This is a genomic window from Gemmata sp. SH-PL17 (genome assembly GCF_001610855.1).
Lineage (GTDB): Bacteria > Planctomycetota > Planctomycetia > Gemmatales > Gemmataceae > Gemmata > Gemmata massiliana.
The window spans coordinates 3,803,030-3,823,015 of the sequence record NZ_CP011271.1; the positions used below are offsets into that span (position 1 = coordinate 3,803,030).

Annotated in this window: 12 protein-coding genes; 4 read left to right on the plus strand and 8 right to left on the minus strand. The window is 62.2% G+C overall.

All coding sequences use genetic code 11. The features are described from left to right. Positions 1–2: 2 nt before the first annotated feature. Entirely contained in the window at positions 3–1,127 is a 1,125-nt protein-coding gene (locus VT84_RS15855; RefSeq protein WP_082840221.1) for an ABC transporter ATP-binding protein, read from the minus strand. Between the two features lie 478 nt (positions 1,128–1,605). Between VT84_RS15855 and VT84_RS15860 the strand changes: the two genes are divergently transcribed. After that, positions 1,606–3,150, plus strand: a complete 1,545-nt coding sequence (locus VT84_RS15860) for a deoxyribodipyrimidine photolyase (RefSeq protein WP_082840222.1) — start codon at positions 1,606–1,608, stop codon at positions 3,148–3,150. A gap of 18 nt (positions 3,151–3,168) precedes the next feature. Here VT84_RS15860 and VT84_RS15865 read toward each other — a convergent pair whose 3' ends face one another. The 3 genes from VT84_RS15865 to VT84_RS15875 form a co-directional block, all read right to left on the minus strand. Continuing rightward, positions 3,169–3,699, minus strand: a complete 531-nt coding sequence (locus tag VT84_RS15865; RefSeq protein ID WP_157469532.1) for a hypothetical protein — start codon at positions 3,697–3,699, stop codon at positions 3,169–3,171. Between the two features lie 453 nt (positions 3,700–4,152). Next, a complete protein-coding gene (locus tag VT84_RS15870; protein ID WP_052562108.1) occupies positions 4,153–4,431 on the minus strand; it encodes an efflux RND transporter permease subunit in 279 nt (92 codons plus the stop codon). Between the two features lie 262 nt (positions 4,432–4,693). Then, a complete protein-coding gene (locus VT84_RS15875) occupies positions 4,694–6,727 on the minus strand; it encodes an endonuclease MutS2 (protein WP_239465858.1) in 2,034 nt (677 codons plus the stop codon). A gap of 155 nt (positions 6,728–6,882) precedes the next feature. Here VT84_RS15875 and aspS point away from each other — a divergent pair, with 155 nt between their 5' ends. After that, positions 6,883–8,799, plus strand: a complete 1,917-nt coding sequence (gene aspS / locus VT84_RS15880; protein WP_082840224.1) for an aspartate--tRNA ligase — start codon at positions 6,883–6,885, stop codon at positions 8,797–8,799. A gap of 466 nt (positions 8,800–9,265) precedes the next feature. Here the strand turns inward: aspS and VT84_RS15885 are convergent, their stop codons facing one another. The 3 genes from VT84_RS15885 to VT84_RS15895 form a co-directional block, all read right to left on the minus strand. Next, entirely contained in the window at positions 9,266–11,146 is a 1,881-nt protein-coding gene (locus VT84_RS15885) for a cytochrome c family protein (RefSeq protein ID WP_082840225.1), read from the minus strand. Between the two features lie 189 nt (positions 11,147–11,335). Then, positions 11,336–12,907, minus strand: coding sequence for a hypothetical protein (locus VT84_RS15890; protein ID WP_082840226.1), 1,572 nt, complete (start codon positions 12,905–12,907; stop codon positions 11,336–11,338). A 540-nt stretch (positions 12,908–13,447) separates the two neighbouring features. Then, positions 13,448–16,276, minus strand: a complete 2,829-nt coding sequence (locus VT84_RS15895) for a M16 family metallopeptidase (protein ID WP_082840227.1) — start codon at positions 16,274–16,276, stop codon at positions 13,448–13,450. Between the two features lie 306 nt (positions 16,277–16,582). On the opposite strand from VT84_RS15895, the gene VT84_RS15900 reads away from it, so the two are divergent. Next, a complete protein-coding gene (locus tag VT84_RS15900) occupies positions 16,583–17,098 on the plus strand; it encodes a DUF5658 family protein (RefSeq protein ID WP_082840228.1) in 516 nt (171 codons plus the stop codon). Between the two features lie 143 nt (positions 17,099–17,241). Continuing rightward, on the plus strand, positions 17,242–17,790 hold the full coding sequence (gene mug, locus VT84_RS15905) for a G/U mismatch-specific DNA glycosylase (RefSeq protein ID WP_052562121.1): 549 nt from the start codon (positions 17,242–17,244) through the stop codon (positions 17,788–17,790). 21 nt (positions 17,791–17,811) lie between these two features. Here the strand turns inward: mug and VT84_RS15910 are convergent, their stop codons facing one another. Continuing rightward, on the minus strand, positions 17,812–19,914 hold the full coding sequence (locus VT84_RS15910; RefSeq protein WP_082840229.1) for a sigma-70 family RNA polymerase sigma factor: 2,103 nt from the start codon (positions 19,912–19,914) through the stop codon (positions 17,812–17,814). Between the last annotated feature and the right edge of the window lie 72 nt (positions 19,915–19,986).

Sequence of the window (19,986 nt, forward strand, 5' to 3'; positions counted from 1 at the left end):
TGCTAATCCCTTAGCCCGCGGCCAGTGAGGTTCAGGAACACGCGCTCCAGCGTCGGTTCCGTCGTGGTGACCGCGGTGAGGTCCGCGCCGCTCGCGGCACACTCGGACGCGACCCGCGCTAACACCGGCCCGATGTCTTCGACCACGATCTCGAAGATAGCGGAAGAACCTACCCCCCCATCCCCCCTCCCTGAAGGGAAGGGGGTGGGGGTGGGAGGTTGTGCCTCGAACCCCTCCCCAACCCCTCCCCCAAGGGGAGAGGGGCTTAAAACCGGTGCCTGCGGTGCGCCGGCTTTTGTTTTTGGTTCTGTTCCCCCTTCCTTCTTAGGGAAGGGGGTTAGGGGGTTAGGTTCTCCCCGCGCCGCTCGTTTCACCCCCGGTATCGCTTGCAGTCGTTGGGAGAAATCGGGGCCTGCCCCCGACACCGTGACGCGAACGGTCGTATCGAGGCGCTTGAGCAGGTTCGGGAGCGTGTCACAGGCCCGGAGTGTGCCGTTGTCGATGACGGCGATGCGCTTGCACAGCGCCTGCACTTCCTCCATGTAGTGACTCGTGTAAATCACGGTCAGCCCGGCCGCGTTGAGCGCTTTCACTCGCTCAAAGATGTGGTTGCGGCTCTGCGGGTCCACGCCCGTTGTCGGTTCGTCCAGAATGAGCAGCTTCGGTGCGTGAACTACCGCGACCGCGAGGTTGAGTCGGCGCTTCATGCCGCCGGAGAACGTACCGGCGCGGTCGTTGGCGCGATCGGTTAGTCCAACGGCCCCAAGCATCTCATCGACCCGCGATTCCAGAGCCTTCCCACCCATCCCGTAAAGCTTGCCGAAGAAGCGAAGGTTCTCACGTGCGGTCAGATCGGGGTAGATCGAGAGATCTTGTGTACCGATTCCTACGAGGTGCCGTAGGGATCGCGTGTCGCGCGTGAACGGCTCGCCGAACAGTTTGACACTTCCGCTGTCGGCGCGCGTGAGACCGGCCGCGATCGAAAGCAGAGTCGTCTTGCCGGCTCCGTTAGGACCAAGAAGCCCGAACACTTCGCCCCGCTGAACCGTGAGCGAAACGCCGTTCAGTGCAACGGTTTCGCCGTACTGTTTGCGGAGGTCCGTGACTTCGAGTACCGCTTCTGACATGGAGTACTTTGTGGAAACGATGATTTCGGTTCTCGGAACCCACGAGACGGCCCACCGCGTCACGGTCTGCTAACAATCCCTAACATTATTGGCCCCGGCCGGTCACACGGCCGAGATACTTCAGTAGTGATGCCCCAAATGCTGATATTTTCCGCATTTCTGAACGCCGAATGCCCTTTGAAGACCCACGCAGATCGCTAACAAACGCTAACATTTTCGCCTCAAATGTTATCCACCACGAACTTCACTGCTCGCCGCACTCTCGTATTTGGTGCTTCGCTAGATAAATTATACACTAGTGGACTAAAATTCACAAATAATAAAGCGTGATTGCGCCGGCATTTTGCGAAGTCGTTACCTCGGCGCTGGGCTCGGTTGTGTCCCGTGGCGTCTTGCGGTTACCTCTTGTTGCGCCCATTGAACTCGCGAAGGGCCAGGGATCGTGAACCAGGAACTCTTAACCAACGCTCGGGTTCGCATGGCAAACGACCGGCCCGTGAACACAAGAGGGGAGTACGTTCTTTATTGGCCCCAGATGTTCCGGCGGCTGCACGCGAACCACGCACTTGATTGCGCCCTTCGGCTCGCGGCGGAGTACAAGAAACCGCTCGTGGTGTATGAAGGATTGAAGCTGAATTATCCGTGGGCGAACGCCCGGCACCACACGTTCATTCTGCAAGGAATGCGCGACAACGCGGGCGCCGCGAAGAAACTCGGGGTCGCGTACTGGCCGTTCGTGGAAACCCCGGGCGATAACGGCCACGGACTGGTGAACCGGCTGGCAGCGCACGCGGTCTGTGTCGTGACGGACGACTACCCCGCGTACATCGTCCCCGCTCACAATCGAGCGCTCGCGGCGAAAAGCGCGGTGCCGGTGATTCTCGTGGACGGCAACTCTGTCGTGCCCCTCGCGCGACTCGGCGCTCCGGTTGCAGCCGCCGCGCACCTGCGTCCGCGCATTCACAAGCTTTTCGCAGAAGAATGGCTGCATCGGGCAGCTCACATTCCCGACGTGCCGAAAGTCGCCAAGAGCAAACTCGATCCGCCGTTCCGGGCCTGGAACCCAAAGCAGGACATCGCGAAGTTCGTGGCGTCTTTGCCTATCGACCAGAGCATTGCTTCCGTGCCCGGTGCCGAAGGCGGTTCGGTGGCAGGCCGCGCGGTGCTCGAAACGTTCGTGAATGAAAAACTCTCGAACTACGCCGAGGGGCGCAACGAACCCAACGACCCCGCACACAACGCCGCGAGTGGACTCAGTCCGTACCTGCACTACGGCCACCTCAGTATTCAGGAAGTCGCAGAGGCCGCGTTGGGCGAGGAATGGAGCGTCAAAGAGATCAATCCGAAGACCCGAAACAAGGACGATTTCTTCTGTCGTGACGCGAACGTGAACAGTTTTTTGGACGAAGCGATTACCTGGCGTGATGTCGGTTATCATTGGCATTTTGCACGAAATTCAGCGCGTGATACGAACAGAGAATCTTCCCTCAACGTCAGTTGGTGCGCCCACCCAACAACCGACATGCCTCTCTTCAACTTCGAGACGATGGATTTTTCCCCGGGCGGCGAGCGCACGCTCGATGTCGTGTTGCCGACTTGGGCGCGAACTACACTCGGTAAGCACGAGCGCGACCGGCGCGAGTACCTCTACGACTTGGAGGAACTGGAAGCCGCCGCGACTCACGACAATCTCTGGAACGCGGCCCAGCGCGAACTGATCGCGACCGGGCGCATTCACAACTACCTGCGGATGTTGTGGGGGAAGAAGGTGTTGGAGTGGAGCGAATCGCCGGCCGTTGCGTACTGCGTGCTGGAGCACCTCAATAACAAGTACGCGCTGGATGGTCGCGATCCGAACTCGTACACGGGTGTGCTTTGGTGCTTCGGGCTGTTCGACCGCCCGTGGCCGCCCGAGCGCCCGGTGTTCGGCTCGGTGCGCTACATGTCGTCGGGCAACACTGCCAAGAAGTTCGATCTCGATGGCTATTACGAGTACGTTGAGCGGGTCGCGCCGCGCTCGTGAACTCGTGTTTGGTGGAACTCACTTCAGCGCGATGTCATCGATCTCTGGAAATTGCAACTGGCTTCGTGCTCGGCGGATGCTCGCTTCGATCCGGTGCCGGAAACCGGCCAAATCTTCCAGTGCGCGGCAATGCTCTTGAGCGAGAGCAACTGCCACCTGAATCCAATCTCGTTGCTCTTTGGTTTCTGCGACTTTCGCGAAAAAGTGGTTCGCTTGAACCGCGTCTCCGGCGAGTCCGCATGCCACGCCCGCGTGGAAGGCGTCCCAGAACCCCATCGGCGATTTCGCCGCTAAATGTTGGGCAGCAGAATGTACCGAAGGGAAGAGTGATCGGTAGTGCCTAACTTCGTCCGCCGCGCGCAGTGCCAGCTTCTCGGCGAGTGGAGTAAACTGCTCTTCGTTCTCGAACGCGATGAAGTCATTGGGCTGGGAGTCGTAGCCGGGCGAGGATTTATAATCGAACGAAAGGTAATCTTTCTCGCACCACAGCCACATCGCCGCGACATTCAGGAAGCTACCTCGGCCCGAACTGGCGGGCGTGAACTCCACGACGACGGCCCACCACCCGTGGTCGTCCAACCACAACCGACTGCGCCCGCGCTGGAAAAGCCCGAAGGGGCGGAGAATTTGCCGCGCTGCCGCAGTCAGCAATCGTGTGTGGGGCGGTTGGGCCACAAGGAACCTCTCGAGCAGATGCTCGAATTCATAGGCTCAATTGATTCTGGTGCTGAGGGCCGTGCCGGTCAGTTCTGGCTCCGGCGAATAACCAGAACCAGAAGTGCTCCAAACGCCAGTCCACCGACCAGTAAGTACGCAGCCCCGGCCAAAATCGGTTCGTTGCTCCGAATAAGTCCTCCGAACAGTCCAGTGACGCCGGTCGCGAAAAGGCCCAGAAAGCTCAGCCCGCCTACCAAGTTGATGAAACAACCCGATTGACCGGAATCGCGTTTACCTTCCATTCGATGCGCCTTTGAGTTGTAGTCTATTCTCGGTGGCTTTCTGCTAAGTTCGACCCAGAGGATGCCGCTCTTCTTCACGATCCCGACCAGCATTGCGGGGGCCGATCATCGAGTACAGGTCCGGGTTCGTCCTCAAGAGGGCTAGCGACAGCAGGGCGAACGGGATCACGAGCGCCAGTGCCGCCGTGACGCTAACCGAGCGGACAAAACTCTCGAACTGGGCGGCCAGAACCATGTACACGAACACGAACGCCAACAGGAAGGCTGTCCCGAACTGACCGTTCGACTCCTTTAGAATCTGCGCCCGACCGCTGAAAATCAAATGTATACCCGGCCGGCATTCCCTTCGCACGCAGGTAAGACGGGCATGGACGCGCCCGTGCCCAGCAAGTGCCCGTGGCCATGTTCGTCGACGCCACCACTTGCCACTGCTGTGCCATTAGCTCGTTCGGTTCGGGTCCGCGGCGCGGACCCGAACCGAACGAACTCCTGAAACCAGATGGGTAGGAAATGGAACCAATACGCCTTACCGTGAATGAGGTCGAATCACCAGGTAATCCGCGGTAACGTCCCGACGCACTCGCTCACGTCACCGGGAATATCTCTTCAAAAGGGACTTCCCACTGCCCGATGCCGACGCTGACGGTCACGGTCTGTTTCTTCGCGTCCACCTTCACGACCTTGCCGGTCGAACCGAACCGCTGCACCGTCACCACCGTGCCGGCCTTCAGTGTTGCACGTAGCTCGTTGAGCGCGGCCCGGTCCGCGGCTTCTTTATCGAGGGCGCGGCGCTCGCGCTCGAACGACTCCTTCGCGCGATCTGCTTCGTGCTTCGCGGCGAGTGCGTCTACCTTCGCCTGCTCCGCTTCGAGGCGCAGTTCCTGGAGGCGGGCAAGTTCGCCGGTCTTGCCCTTGCGCCGCTTCAGGTACTTGTGGGCCTTGCGAAGCAGTTCCTTCGGCAGTTTCAGGCGCCGGGCGATCTTGAGCGCGTTACTCATCCCGAACTGGCCGATGTGCAGGCGATAGGTGGGGCGCATCGTTTCGATGTCGAACTCCACCGCCCCGTTCTCGGCCCGGTCGTTGTTGAAGGCGTAGGTCTTCAGGTCGCCGAGGTGCGTGGTTACGATCGCGCGGCACCGGACCGCGTCGAGTTGGTCGAGGATCGCGCGCCCGAGTGCGGCCCCTTCGGTGGGATCGGTGCCGGCCCCGAGTTCGTCGAGCAGGATCAGGCTTTGGTCGTCCGCGGTGCGGAAGATCGACGCGATGCGCGAGACGTGCGAGCTGAAGGTGCTGAGTGACTGTTCGAGACTCTGCTCGTCGCCGATGTCGGCCAGGATGTGCCTGAACACCGGAACCAGACTGCCCTCGCCCGCGGGTATGTGCATCCCGCACTGGGCCATTAAGCACAATAACCCCGTCGTCTTCAGTGTGACCGTTTTCCCGCCCGTATTCGGTCCCGTAATCACCAGCAGATTGAACCCGATCCCGAGCCGGATATCGATCGGAACCACCGAGCGCGGGCCGCGGGCCGCAGAACGCGGAGTGGAAGCATCAGGCGGGTCGGTTGCCTTCTGTGCTTCGTTCGCTTTCTGTTCCGCGCTCTGCGTTCCACGTTCCGCGCTCGAAGAGGGTTCGTTGCGGAACAGCGATTCGAGGAGCGGGTGGCGCGCCTGCCGGAGCCAAAGTCGGCCCTCGGTATTCACGTCCGGCGGGTACATGTTGAAGTCGCGCGAGTATCGGGCCTTCGCGGTGATGAGATCAAGCTTCGCGATCACATCCAGGGCGTATACCAGTGGATTCGCGACGCGACCGACTTCACTACTGAGGCGCCGGAGCACGCGCTTCACTTCGCGGTCCTCGTCGGCCTTCAGTTGCACGCGCTCGGCACTGAGGTTCGAGATGCTCGCGGGCTCGATGAACACCGTTTCGCCGGTACCACTCACTCGGTGAACGACACCGTTAACCTTGTGCCGGTGGTTCACGGAGACGGGCAGGACGTAGTGATCGCCGTGGACAGTCGCGTTCGGGTAGCTCAGAATCTTCCGGAGTTCCGGGTCGCGCAGGAGGCGCCGGATCTCGGCCTTCACCTTCTCGTCGAGGTCAAAGAGCTTTTGGCGGACCGCCGCGAGGTCGCGACTCGCCATATCGAGAACGTGCCCGCGCCCGTCGATGCACCCGCCAATCGACTTTCCGACCGTGCCGAGGTCTTCGATCCCCGAGAGGTGGTCGATGATGCCCGAGAGGTGTTCCGCGAGGCGCATCCGGTAGCGGTACATCGCGCCGGTACAGTTGAGCGCTTCGGCCACTTCGATAAGTTGCTCGGCCGTGAGCATGGTGCCTATCTTGGCGCGCCGGGCGATCAGCCGAACGTCGTGGAGGCCGCTAAACGGCGGCGCCTGGTTCAGCCCCAGCGCCTCGAACATTTCGGAGGTGAGGGCGATTTCTTTGCGAATCGTAGTCGCATCGGTCGAGGGTTCGACCTGCCGGGCGAGGTCGCGCCCGAGTGACGAAGCCGCGTAACCGGCAAGCAAAGCGCGGACCTTGTCGAATCCGAGCAGATCGAGCGTGTGAGCGTCCATGAGGGCCGAATCAGCCTGTATAGCTTCAATAAGAATCATGCCCACAAGACACTCCGGCGCGGAGCCGGGTTCGGGGTCAGGGAATTGTACGCACGCGGCTAGCCGGGACGTTCCGAGTCGCGAACCGCGCACGGCGAACCCGGTCCGTATACTGAGCTTCCGCGGACCGAGACATTTTTTGTCGGGAGATGGCAATGGCCGAGTGGCAACGAACACACACCTGCGAACAGCTTCGCGAGGAACACGTCGGGCAGACGATCACGCTCAACGGGTGGGTGCTGACCGTCCGAGACAACGGGCACCAGATCTTTACCGACCTCCGCGACCGCTACGGTCTGACGCAAGTGGTGTTCAACAAGGCCGACGACGCGGACCTCTTCGCCCAGGCCAAGGAACTGAAGAGCGAGTGGGTGGTGTCCGTGACCGGTCTTGTCCGCAAGCGCCTGGAAGGGGCGGCCCGCGCCGACATTTCCACCGGCGAAATCGAGATCGAAGCGAAGACACTACGAGTTTTGAACCAGTGCCCGCCGCTCCCCTTTGAAATCAGCGAGTTCGGCAGCGAACTCGCGAACGAAGACCTCCGCCTCCAGTACCGCTACCTCGACTTGCGCCGGCGTTCGCTCCAGAAGGTGCTCATCCTGCGCCACCGGTTGTGCAAGGTGATCCGCGACTACATGGACGCCCATAACTTCCTCGAAGTCGAGACGCCGCTGCTCGGTAAGAGCACGCCCGAGGGCGCGCGCGACTACCTCGTGCCCAGCCGCGTGTTCAACGGCGAGTTCTTCGCGCTGCCGCAATCGCCGCAGTTGTACAAGCAACTGCTGATGATTTCGGGCTACGACCGGTACTTCCAGATCGCGCGCTGCCTCCGCGACGAGGACTTGCGGGCCGACCGCCAGCCCGAGTTCACGCAGCTCGACGTCGAAATGTCGTTCGTCGAGCGCGAGGACGTGACCGGCATCATGGAGCGCCTCGCGGTCGACATCTTCGACAAGTGCCTCGGCGTGAAGCTGAACCTGCCGTTCCCGCGGCTGAGCTATGCGGAGGCCATGTCCAAGTACGGCTCAGACAAGCCGGACCTGCGGTTCGGGCTGGAAATCGTGGACATCACCGACATCGCCGGGGCGAGCGAGGCCCAGTTCTTCAAGGACGCGGTCGCGGCCGGCGGCGTGGTCCGCGCGATCAACGCGAAGGGCGCGGCCGCGGCGCAGGACGCGAAGAAGGCCCCGCTGTTCAGCAACACCGCGCTGAAGCCCGGTGGCGAACTGGCCAAAGTAACGGAGACGTACAGGGCCAAGGGACTGGCGTGGCTCAAGGTGGAGGGAGGCAAATTCACCGGCTCCATCGAAAAGTTCTTCTCGGACGAACTGAAGGCCAAACTCGTCGAGCGCCTCGGCGCGGTCGACGGTGACTTGCTCCTGATCGTCGCGGGGCCGGAAGCGGTCGTGTGCGATGCCCTCGGCGCGCTGCGCCTTCACCTCGCGTCGCGGCTCAAGCTCTACCGGAACTGGTGGGAGGAGAAGGCCGAGCACGACGAGTCCGAAAAGAAAAAGGCGGACTCGGCCAAGAAGAAAAAAGAGAACTACGCCCCGGTGCCGTTCCAACCCCGCGCCGAGCACTTTAACTTCGCCTGGGTGCTCGACTTCCCGATGTTCGGGTGGGACGACGAGGAGAAGAAGTGGGCGGCGATGCACCACCCGTTCACCGCGCCGATGGATGAAGACCTGCCGCACTTCTGGCAGAACGAGTCGTTGGGCAAGGTGCGGGCAAAAGCCTACGACATGGTGCTGAACGGCTACGAGGTCGGCGGCGGGAGCATCCGTATCCACCGTCAGGACGTGCAGAGCCGCGTGTTCGAGATCCTCGGCATGAACCCCGAGGAAGCCAAAGCACGGTTCGGCTTCCTGTTGGACGCGCTCCAGAGCGGCGCGCCACCCCACGGCGGCATCGCCCTCGGTTTGGACCGCTGGGCCATGATTATCGGCGGGACGACCAACATTCGCGACGTGATCGCGTTCCCGAAGAACCAGCGCGCCCGCGACCTGATGACAGGCGCGCCGGCACCGGTCGATGATCGGCAGTTGAAAGAACTGGGTGTGAAGTTGAGTTAATTTCGCGCAAGCGGTCGGAAAAGGTGCATTCGAGAACCAGAACGGGATGCGGGTCGCCCACTCGCTACCCCGCTCACAAGCACAACTCTTCCCCGAGTTGAAGACCCGCTGGGACGGTCCCGACGGGTCTTTTTTCGTGCGCGCTGTTGCGCAATGTGTTTCACAACGCCAGAAGCGGGGGCGTTCCTTCCGGACCCGGTGGCCACCACCAGTGACGGAAGAGGTAGACAATTACGCCGGCCGCGGGCAGCCCAACTTGTGCGACTGTTGTGAATTCCATGATGCGTACCCCGGGTGCAGCCATGCTGTGCGAGCAATTGGGCTACACATAGGTACGCAAACCACAGACCGGACCGGGCAGCAAATGTCCGATAATTCGCCACGAATTACGCAGATAGCGCAGATTGAAATCTCATCATCTTCTAATCTGCTCTATCTGTTTCACCCGTGACGGTTTACACCGTGCTCACTTCTTCGGCGGCACAACGGGCCAACCGCCCGCGGGGGCCAGCCCGCTGTGGTTGATCTGCGCCCAGTATTTGTAGATGTCGAAGTGCGGGTCGTTGTCCTGGTCATGGCACTTCATGCACATGCCCCCAACGCGGTTGAGCAGCAGTTGGTCGGCCGGGGCGATCGCTTCCTTTCCGCGCTCTTCGGGACCGAGTTTGGCCATCTTCTCGATAAACGCCTTGTCCGGCATCTTGGCCTTCCCCGGAACGCCTTGCTTCCAGAGCGCGAGGAACTCGGTCAACTGCTTGTTCTTCGGGTCCGCCGCGTGCCCGCTGCCCGGACCGTGGCAGCTCTCGCAGCCGACGTGCTTGAGGTGCGCCGTCTTCTTCTCGTCCTCGTACCCGGTCTGGTAATCGAACCCGACCGTGTGGCACCGCACGCACTCGCCGTCGTACTGGCGCAGGCTCGGGCGCTTGGCGAGCTTCTCCAGCGCCTCCATCGCGTGCCCGTGTTTCGACTTCGACCACTGCTCGTGTTCCTTCGCGTGACACGCCTTGCACGCATCGGCACCGACGTAAGTCAGGTTCACTTTGGGATTTAGTCCCTGAGCGTGGATCTGGGCCGCGTGCGGAACGCGGGGGTAGTCCTTACCCAGAACAATCTGGGACTTAACCGACTTCGCGTAATCTTCGAGGACGTTCAGAACCTTGTTCGACTTGTGTGCCTGCTCCTCGGTGCCGGGGGTCAGGAACTCCTCGGTCATTTGGACGAGTTGGTACTTCAGGTCGAAACCGCCGTCGGGCTTCTTGAACACGCCCAGCACGCCGACGTGCTGTCCCTTGTGCCCGACCTCGATAATCAGCGACTTGGTCCCCTGCGGCTGTTGCGGGAGGAGCGGCGGGAGGGGGTCGCTCGCTTGGCACAGGATGATGTTGAACTGTGGGAAGTCCTTGGCGACGCCGGCCGCATCCGCGGCACTACCCTGGTAGATGAGCACGTTGAGCTGCGGCTTCTTCTTATGGTTCTTGAGTTCGTCCCGGACAGCTTTCAGGGCGTCCGGAACCTCGCCGAAATCGACGGACGTGTCGAGCTTCTTGTTCCGCGCGTCCACAGCAAGAGTCTTGCCCACAATTCCCGCGATCCCGATCGGCAGCTTGCCCACCTCCGCAACCTCGGTCGAACCGATCAGCGGGCGCGTGTCGCCGGGGATCACCGGGAACCGATTGAGGCGCGGAACGATCTGCCCGGCGCCGTCGAGACCGACCGCGTTTCCGGCGAGCGTGAACGGGGGCTGTTCCTTCTGCGCGACATACGCGCCGAGCAGCGTGTCCAGTTGCCCCGCGATGTCCGTTTGGCCCACGCCCACCGCGACGTAACCCATTTCGCGCAGCGCGTTCATCGTGGCGATGTACTTGAGCCGCCCCTGTTCGCGAACGGCGGGCTTTTCCGGGTACAGGTCGCCGAGATCGATGCCCGCAACCGGCCACCCCTTCTCTTTCAGTGATTGGATGAAGACCGCCCGGCGCTCCAGTCCACCGGTTTGCGGCCGGCTGCACCCGCACGGTTGAAGTAACCCGAACGTTTGCCCAGTGAAGACGATGACCGCGTCCGGCTTCTGATCCTTCGGCCACCCGACGAACAACTGCTGCTGCGGCACCGTGCCCGGGGGCGCGACCTTCGCCGCAACGTGTTGGTCCGCGGGCAGATTCGGCAGGAACGTCACCGACGGCAGCGAATCCGCCGCGTCGGGAGTGACCACTTCAGCGGGTGCCGAACGTTCGGCGTGTGTCGTCGGGGCCGACACCACGCACCCGGCCAGGAACGCGGCGGAAACGCAGAAGAACGTGGACCAACGCACCGAGGACGCGCGGACGGGTAACGGGGTCGGATCGGTCATCGCGGATCGTCCTCCTGAGCGGCGGTGGAGTCATTCCCTCCGAACATTCGGCAGCGACCGGCCGGCGGATCGAGCGGTGGGGAGAACTGCACCGCGTGTAGCGCACCGACCGAACCGGGTTGCGCGGGCTGGGCAAGAAGGCGCCGGGTGCGCCGGGCGCGTATCCGACACAACCGGCACCATCGCACTTTAGTTTTGGCCACGGCCCTTGATCGGAACGCGCATGCGCTGCGGCTTCGGTCCCTTCACTTCGATCACCACAACCGCATCGGTGTTTTTGATGTCGTCTCTGATCGCTCCGGTCTGGCGCCCGGGCGGGACATCGAGTTTAAGCTCGTAGTACCCGCGTCCGCCCCGGTCTTCTTTCTTGGTTAGTGCGTACTTAATAAACCGCGGCGTACACTGGTCTTCGATCAACACGAGTTCCATGCCGGCCGTTTCCGTCACCAGAGTTTCGGTGTGAACGGTCCCGGCCCGGCTATTGAATGTGGGCACCGTGACTTCGGTATTTCCAGTCGCCAGCCACACGGCCCCGCGAACGGTCGCCGTGACCCTAATCGATTGCGGTTTCGCGCCCCCGGCCGTGACGTGGATCGTGCGCTCCATCAGCCCGATATCGAGCTGGCTGTCGCCGATCTTCGGCCGCACCGCGACCGTAACCCGGTACGCGGACTGTACCCGACTGAATTTCCCGCCCCGCGCGACCTCGGCCGCGACCGACTGGAGGTCCGAATCGGGGAGCCGCTCGATCTTGGTGACTTCCACGAACTTGCCCGGCGCGATCCCGGTCGGGGCCTGGATGTCGCACAAGGGTGGCGTCAGGTCGTCGAACTCCGACCCCGGTCCGCGGGTCGCGGAGTAAACGAGGAACTGGTACTCGCGGTCGCCAGTAAGTTGATTCACTTCGCCAACTTCGATCGCCGAGCGCGACACTGCGAAGGCCTCGGCCGGGGCGAAGTAGATGGAAAACTCGTGGGCGCCCACCTGTTGGGTGCCGTCGACGACGGTCGCGAAATTGGCTTGTAGCGGGATTTTCGGGTTCTCACCGACCGCGAACTGGAGTTCCAGAATGCCCCACTGCGGCGTCCACTTATCGGGGGTCGCAGGGGCCGCGGGCACCTTGTAAGTCGCGTCGGGGTGCTCGCTGAACTTGTACTTCGTCCATTCGAGTTTGCTGAAGTCCGCGGCCGGGTCCACGAGGCCGACCCCGAAGGCGTTGAACGTGCCGATCGGCAGCGCCGCGAGAGCGGTCCGCTGCAAGTAGGCCCGCGTCACGTCCGGGGGAATCGCGGCCAGGCGCCCCCCGCTACACGCCGAGCAATTGATGCCCTTGAGCTGCATCGTGACCGGCTTCGCGTTGCGGTTCTCGAACCAGAACGCGGCCCCGCGCACTTTCTCCTTATTCGGCTCGAAGAACCCCGCGAACACCCGGTCCTGCGGGCTGAACTCGAACTTGTTTTCCTTGGACGGGTCGTAAGACGGCGCGAGCAGCGGGAGGTTCGCGTACCCCGGCCACGTGATATTCGGCGGATCCCACATCCGGGTTCGGGTGAAGAACACGAGCGGGGGAGTGTTCGAGACGCTCGCCGGGCCGGACCCGGCATCGTCTTCTTTCTCCTGCGGTTTTTGAGTGTACTGTGAAAAAAGTGTGACGCCGAAGATCACCAGCATCAGCGCCACGATCGGGACGGCAACCCGGAGCGTGGACTTAAGCCCCCCGCCCGCCCCGTTCGTCGCACTTCTGTTCACATCCTGGCTCATACCCACGGCTCCGGTGACACATCAAAGGCGTCAGAGGTTTCTACGTCCCGCGACGGGCAAAGGTTTGTTGTGTTGAGGAGCGGGCGTCATTCAAGAAGCGCCGTACCCGTACCCGTTCCGAACTCGGGGCTAACTTTTGCTAACATTTCCGGCCGGCGCTCGGCTGATCCGGGTCAAAAAGCACCAACCCCTGATACTTTCAGCGTGTTGACACGTCGTTTCTTCCATATCTGGGTCGTGCGTGCTAACACCGCGCACATTTTCCCGCGACCCGGTCGATTCCCGTTCTCAAAATCGCCCGCGCCGGGAATCAGACACCGAGGATGCCCCAGATATAGTATACGCAATAACAGATAAATAATCCAGGTCGAGCGCCCGTTTGGGCGAACGGCCGGTGTGAGCCGGCCGTTGAGAACAACAACGCGATTGGGAGCGCACCGACAACAACGAGTTCGATGCCCTCCCCTCACCGGCCGGCTTACACCGGCCGTTCGCCCAAACGGGCGCTTGCCCGAACGCACCGGCCGTTCGCCCGAAACGTCACTTCTTCTTTTCCAGCGCCTTGCCGTCCTTGCTGATCGCGCCGACCGCGATGAGTTGGAACGTCTTCGGATCGAGGTGCTTCTTCGCCATCGCTTGCACATCGGCCGGCGTGACGGCCTCGACTTCCTTGCGATACTTCTCCAGGAAGTCGAACCCCAACCCGTACCGCTCGGCCGCGAGCAGTTCGCCGGCCACGCCGGAGAGCGTGGTGAATCGGAACGGCAGGCTCCCCAGGAGGTACTTCTTCGCGTCGTCCACTTCCTGCTTACTCGGCTCCTCGTCGCGGAGCTTGTTCACTTCCTTGAAGAACCCGAACTTCACGTCCAGGAACTTGTCCGGGAACGTCCCCACGAACCCGATGAATGTTCCGGGCTGTTTCCCCGCGGACGACGTAATGGTCGCGTTCACGGTGTAGGCCAGGCCCAGCCGATCTCGCAGGTTGGACGAGAGCCGATCGGTGAACCCGGGACCGGTGCCGAGCACGTTGTCCATCACGAGCAGTTTGTAGTAGTCGGGATCGGTGCGCGTGATCCCGAGGCGCCCGACGTACACGTGAACCTGCGCCGCGTTCGGGTCGCTGACGATCTGCTCCCCGCCCGTCGGCTTCGGCGGTTCGGCGACCGCGGGCGCACCGAGATCGGACTTCTTCCAGTCCTTCGTGAGCGCCTCGATCTTCTTGGTCATCTCGTCGGCCTTGAAGTCGCCGACCACTGCGATCGTGGCGAAGTTCGGCGCGAACGCCATCTTGTGGAACGCTTTGCAATCGGCCGCGGTGAGTTTCTCGACGATCTCCTTCTTGCCCAGCGCCGGGCGCCCGCTGGGGTGCGCGCCGTAAACGGTGGAGTAGAAGAGTCGGCCCGCCTTCGTCCGCGGTTGCGTCTCCGCGTCCGCGATCGCGGACAACTGCTGTTCGCGCATCCGTTCGAGCGCGTCTTCGGGGAAGCTCGGCGTCTGGACGCACTCGAACAGGAGCCCCAGCCCGAGGTCCGTATCGGGCGTCAGCACGCGGAACGACCCGCCACTCGACGAGAGCGAGAGGCTCCCGCCCGTGTCTTCGATCAGGGCCGAAATCTCCTTACCCTTGTGTTTCGCGCTACCTTCTTCGAGCAGGTTGCCCGTCAGCGTCGCGACGCCCAGCTTGTCGAGCGGCTCGCGTAACCGCACATCGGCCACTTCGAGCGACGCGACCACGATCGGCAGCCGGTGGTCTTCGAGCAGGATCACCGTGAGACCGTTCGGCAGCACGACGCGCTTCGCGGCCGTCAGCGAGAAGGTGCCTGCACCGGGGGCATCCGCTTTAAACGCGGAATGCGGAGCGCGGAATGCGGAGTGAGAACCGGACTGGGTTTTCGCTTCTGCCGTTCCGCGCTCCGTGCTCCGCGCTCCGACCTTCTTTGCTTCTTTCGGCACGCTCCACACGATCGCCGACTGTTTGCGAACGAAGTATTGTTTGGCGACGCGCTGGATATCGTCCTTCGACACCTTCAGCACGCGGTCGAGGTAGTTCTGGAAGAACTTGCTCACGTCCTCGCCACCCGGGTAGGTGCTGGTGCGAGCGATCGCGTCGCAGAGGCTGTGGACGCTCTCGCGCGAGAACAGGAATGACGCCAAGATTTTCCGGCGGGCGCGGGCGAGTTCGGCATCAGAAATCGGCTCCGTCGCGAGTTTCTCCAGTTCCGCGAAAGCCAGCTCTTCGGCGTTTTTACGGTCCTTCCCCTGGAGCAGCTCAACGTTCACCGAGAACCAGCCGGGGTAGCGCCCCGCGTAATTGCCCGCGCTCACTTCCGACGCGATCCGCTCGTCCTCCACCAGTTTGCGATACAGTCGGGAGGTTTTACCGCCCGCGAGAACGTCCTGAACCACGTCGAGCACCGGGTCTTCGGGCGTGCCGACCGCGACCGTGTTGAACCCGACCATCATGCGCGGGACGTCGAACTTGGACTCGAACTCCTTCCGGGACGCTTCTTTGCGCTCGGGGTAGAACGTGGGCTTCTTGCGCGGCGGGAGTTCGCCCTTCGGGATCGGGCCGAACAGCGTCTTGATCTTCGCGAGTGCCGCGTCCGCGTCGAACCCGCCGACCACGATGATCGAGGCGTTGTTCGGGTGGTACCATTTGTCGTAGTGCCGCTTGATGATTTCGGCGGTGGCCCCGCGCACGTGCTCGGTCAGCCCGATGACCGGGTGCGAGTACGGCGACTCCTTCGGCCACAGCAGCGGTAGCATCGCCTTGTATTCCAGATCCCACGGGCTGTCCTCGTTCCCCGCCAGTTCGGAGATCACGGCCCCCTTCTCTTGCTCGAACTCGTGCTTCTCGTCGATGCGGATGTTCCGCATCCGGTCGGCCTCGATCTCCAGCGCGGCCTCCCAGCGGTCCGCGGCGAAGTCGAAGTGGTACACGGTCATGTCTTCGGACGTGTAGGCGTTGTTGCGCCCGCCGTTGCGCTGGGTGGCGCGGTCGACGTCGCCGGGCATCAGCTTCGCCGTGCCCTTGAACATGAGGTGTTCCAGATAGTGCGACAGCCCGGTCTGGTCCTTTTCCTCGTCCGCCGCACCGACGCGGTACGCGACCATCGTGGTCACGACCGGTGCCCCCTTCACCGGGAGGAGGTACACGCGGAGCCCGTTATCGAGCGTGGTCGTCTTGAGGTCTTTGAACATCCCCTGCGCGGTCTTCACCAGTTCGGCGTCGTTGTTCGAGTCGGGCTTGGGATCTGCGGTCCCGCCCGGGGCGGTTGCCGCGTTTAAATTTTCACCACGTGTGGGTGTTAGTGGAACAAGTAACGCGAGTGCTGCGAGTGGAAACAAACCGAGCGCGAACCGCGACATGATTAGTCCTTCATGACCGGGTAACGGGTTCCCCGCCAGTGTAGCGGTTCTGGAACACCTCAGCGAGTACGTAACGATTCAGGCCCCTACAACCGCTTAAATTCACGGATGTGAAGAATTCGACCTAATGCGCTTGCTTTAAGATGAAATTACCGCTAAATTCGTTCAGCTTGCCCTTGCCGCTTCAAAAACACTCGCTAACCGTTTATCCCCTCTAAAACGGCGTCGAACCGGCAACTCTCAGGCACACCAATTGCTTAGCACCATTGCGCACGCTTGCGTGCCGCAAACCGGGACGGAGTCGCCATGTACTGGAAGATCTTTGTGCTGCTCGGTTTAGGTGCGTTTGTGCTGCTCAGCGCGGCCGATTGGGTGTTTACTTTCACGCTCCTGCGCACTCACCCCCACGCAATCGAATCCAACCCGCTCGCGGCCGCGTGCTTGGAACAATATGGCTGGAATGGCCTCGCCGTTTATAAAGGTTTCGGAGTCCTGGCGTTCGGACTGTCGGTGACCCTGCTGCTTCGCCGGCGGCCGTCGGTCGCGGCCGGGGTGGTGACACTCGGTTGCGTGACACTGCTCTCAGTCACGACATACAGCCACCAGATGCTTTGCACGCTGAATCGCGAAGCGCGCACGCTCCGCGAAGCGGAATGGCCATCGCCCGCCCCGAGCGAAACGGCCGCGGTCGAAGAATCACCGATCCCGGACCGCTGCTGGTTCGCGGACGAGTTGCCGCCCGAGAAGAAATCTCGCCCGACGATCACAACCGTCCAAACGAGTCACCGCCAGCGTGAAGCAAGGCTGCCGGCTGTTCGATGACGGCACGCCAGAACAGATTCTGGCCCGCGAGTTAGCGAGTGCGTCTGCACGACCGGGACGCCGAGAGCGCGAGCGAGGAGTACAACGGTCTCATCCGGACGCCCGCGCCCGAGCAACCCGGCCGTCACCCAACTGGACCGGACGTGCCCCCAGCACCTCGACCCACGCCCGCCCAACTGCGGGCCGCACAAAACAAGACCGTACCGGACGTCATCGCACCGGGGCTGAGCGTGCTGTTCTGCGGCATCAACCCCGGCCTCTACACGGCCGCGATCGGGCACCACTTCGGGCGCCCCGGCAACCGTTTCTGGCCCACTCTGCATGCGGCCGGGTTCACGCCGCGCTTACTCGATCCCAGTGAAGAACTCGAGCTGCTCCCGCTCGGGTACGGCATCACGAACGTGGTCGCGCGTGCCACCGTCGGTGCGGACGAATTGACAAACAAGGAAATCATTGCGGGCGGCGCGATCCTGGCCGCGAAGGTCCGGGAGTTCGCCCCGCGCTACCTCGCGGTGCTAGGGATCGGTGCGTACCGCACCGCGTTCGCGAAACCCAAGGCCGTTGTCGGTCTGCAACCCGACGCGATCGGCGAAACGCGCGTCTGGGTGCTCCCGAACCCGAGTGGATTGAACGCTCACTACCAGGGCAAAGATCTGGTGAAGGTCTTCCGACAGCTCCGCGACACGGCGTAACACCTACCGCCTACCGCCGCGTCACTTCTTCTCGACTTCGGCCGCGAAGTCCCAGAACCCGAGTCGCGATTTACTCTCACCGTTGTATTCCAAGATTGCCAGCACCGGGCGCACCGGGTTAAACGCCACGCGCGCACCGTTACCCCCCTTCCACGTCTTCAACACTTTGCCGGTCCGCGTGTCCCACACGGTCAAAAATGCCCCGCCCCGTTCCCAACCGGTCTGCTCCCGTGCCATGCCACCGGGCTCTTTTCTGGCTACGAGTTTGTAGTTCGTTCCGGTTGCCACGAATAACCGGTTATCGCTGCTGAAGGCATAAGACTCCGGTGACAGGTGCGTCTCTTTGGCACCCTCAAGAAGCGGTAAAACGTCCCCAGTATCTGCATCCAGAACGACCGTCTCCCCGATCGCCCGGGCTACAACAAGCTTCTTTCCATCAGACGAAAAGGCCAGCGTTAGGGACGTTATAGGTGCATCAAAACCATCGTAATTCGAGAGAAAGACTCTGGGCAGCTCTTTGCGTCTTCCTCCCCGGAATGTGTATTCGGACACTTTCGCTCCACGATCCGTGTCGAAAATCGTGGCCTTAGTTGCCTCCTGGTCCACGACAGCAAAACGCTTCCCATTTGCCGAGAGGCGAACATAATAAGCAGAGCCAAAATCGACCTTAAGCAATGATTTTTCCGGTTTCTTGGTCATCGCGTCAATTTCCACCACCTCGAAGTTCACTGGGCGATTACCGTCGAGATGCAAAGTGTGTGTACGGTACGTTTTCCAGTCAGGAGCAAACGCATATCCATATACCCGGAAATCGATAGGTGCGAGTTCAACCGTCTTCGTGCGTTTAATGTTGGCAGTATCTTTCTCCTTTTCCCAGAATCTCAACTCATGCTGTCCACTAATGAGTCCGCTCTCGTTTAGAGCGGTCATAATGCCTCCATCGGCAGTTAAAGCAGCAAGCTCTTCCCGGTCATTCAAATCTAAATTTTGATAATAATCCGCTCGATTCGAGAAATTAAACACGCGAATGGTACGTTGTGTTTTTAGCTTTCCACTCGTATCGCGATCGCGTTCGATTGGCGTGGGCGCTCGCTCCCCCACGACCGCGAGGTGTGTGCCGGTCGCGTTCCACACTGGTGACTGGAAACCAGCACCAACCAAATCAATCACGCGCTGGAGCTTCGGTTCGCTCGCGAACGTCGGCTGGTCACCGGGTTTCGGGTCCGCTAGCGGTTGAGGCGCGGCATCGGGTTTCTGCACCACAACCGGCGGCTTCGGCGGGTCGCTCAGTGGCGCGTTATCAGGTGGAACAGCGGCGAACACCGCGCCCGCGACGACTGCGACCATCAGCCCACCGAACACGAGCGTTTTTCGCACGAGAGTTCCCCTTCCGGTCAGACGGACGAGTGGACCGGGCACGGCTCCGTTGGCCGCAAAATCCGCCACCAGTCCGCACGTTTGTGTGACGAGTTCTGTTGATACCGTGATCCCGGCTTGGGCGTCCGTGAGCGCCCCCGGGAGCGCGACAACCGCGAGCGAAACTCCGCGCCGCGTGAGGCGCGCGGCGAGCTTCTTCCGACCGTTCGCGAGCCGGCTCGACAGCGTCCCTTCGGGCACGCCCAGAAGCACGGCCGCTTCCTGACGCGACGTCCCTCGCAGGTCGCAAAGCACAATCGCCTCGCGGTAGTGCGTCGGGAGCGCGGCGAGTTCTTCGTCCAAAACGAGCGCCAGCTCGGGTCGCGTCGGGGCGGGTTCGGGCGCGTGCGGCTCGGGTAACTGCGACACCGTGACCTCCCGCACCCGTCTCCTGCGGGCCGCGCGCCGGGCGCGCCACGCGACGCGGAACGCGGTTCCGTACAACCAGCTCCAGAGCCGGTCCCGTTTGCGCACCGTCGCGGCCCGGCGCGCGAGCACCAGGAACGTGGCCTGGAACGCATCTTCGGCGTCCTGCGGGTGCCCGGTGACGCGCCGGCACACGCCCAAAACCAGCGCCCCGTGCCGGTGGACCAATTCCTCGAACGCACCCGTATCCCGGCCCGCCACGAACCGCGCGAGCAGGTCCGCGTCGGGCGCGTCGGTGCGCTCCAATTGCCTCAAAATCTCAGCCGATCGCGCCGGATTCATCCGCCCCTCCGCCCGTATTGTCTCCGCCCGCGCCGGGCGCGTCGCGCGAAATCGAAAGAAATAATAACCGGA

What these genes read in the sequence shown, in the direction of transcription:
- VT84_RS15895 (WP_082840227.1), bottom strand. Translation starts at nt 16,276, where the DNA reads ATGTCGCGGTTCGCGCTCGGTTTGTTTCCACTCGCAGCACTCGCGTTA.
- aspS (WP_082840224.1), top strand. Translation starts at nt 6,883, where the DNA reads ATGGCCGAGTGGCAACGAACACACACCTGCGAACAGCTTCGCGAGGAA.
- VT84_RS15910 (WP_082840229.1), bottom strand. Translation starts at nt 19,914, where the DNA reads ATGAATCCGGCGCGATCGGCTGAGATTTTGAGGCAATTGGAGCGCACC.
- VT84_RS15885 (WP_082840225.1), bottom strand. Translation starts at nt 11,146, where the DNA reads ATGACCGATCCGACCCCGTTACCCGTCCGCGCGTCCTCGGTGCGTTGG.
- VT84_RS15875 (WP_239465858.1), bottom strand. Translation starts at nt 6,727, where the DNA reads ATGATTCTTATTGAAGCTATACAGGCTGATTCGGCCCTCATGGACGCT.
- VT84_RS15860 (WP_082840222.1), top strand. Translation starts at nt 1,606, where the DNA reads ATGGCAAACGACCGGCCCGTGAACACAAGAGGGGAGTACGTTCTTTAT.
- VT84_RS15890 (WP_082840226.1), bottom strand. Translation starts at nt 12,907, where the DNA reads ATGAGCCAGGATGTGAACAGAAGTGCGACGAACGGGGCGGGCGGGGGG.
- VT84_RS15900 (WP_082840228.1), top strand. Translation starts at nt 16,583, where the DNA reads ATGTACTGGAAGATCTTTGTGCTGCTCGGTTTAGGTGCGTTTGTGCTG.
- VT84_RS15855 (WP_082840221.1), bottom strand. Translation starts at nt 1,127, where the DNA reads ATGTCAGAAGCGGTACTCGAAGTCACGGACCTCCGCAAACAGTACGGC.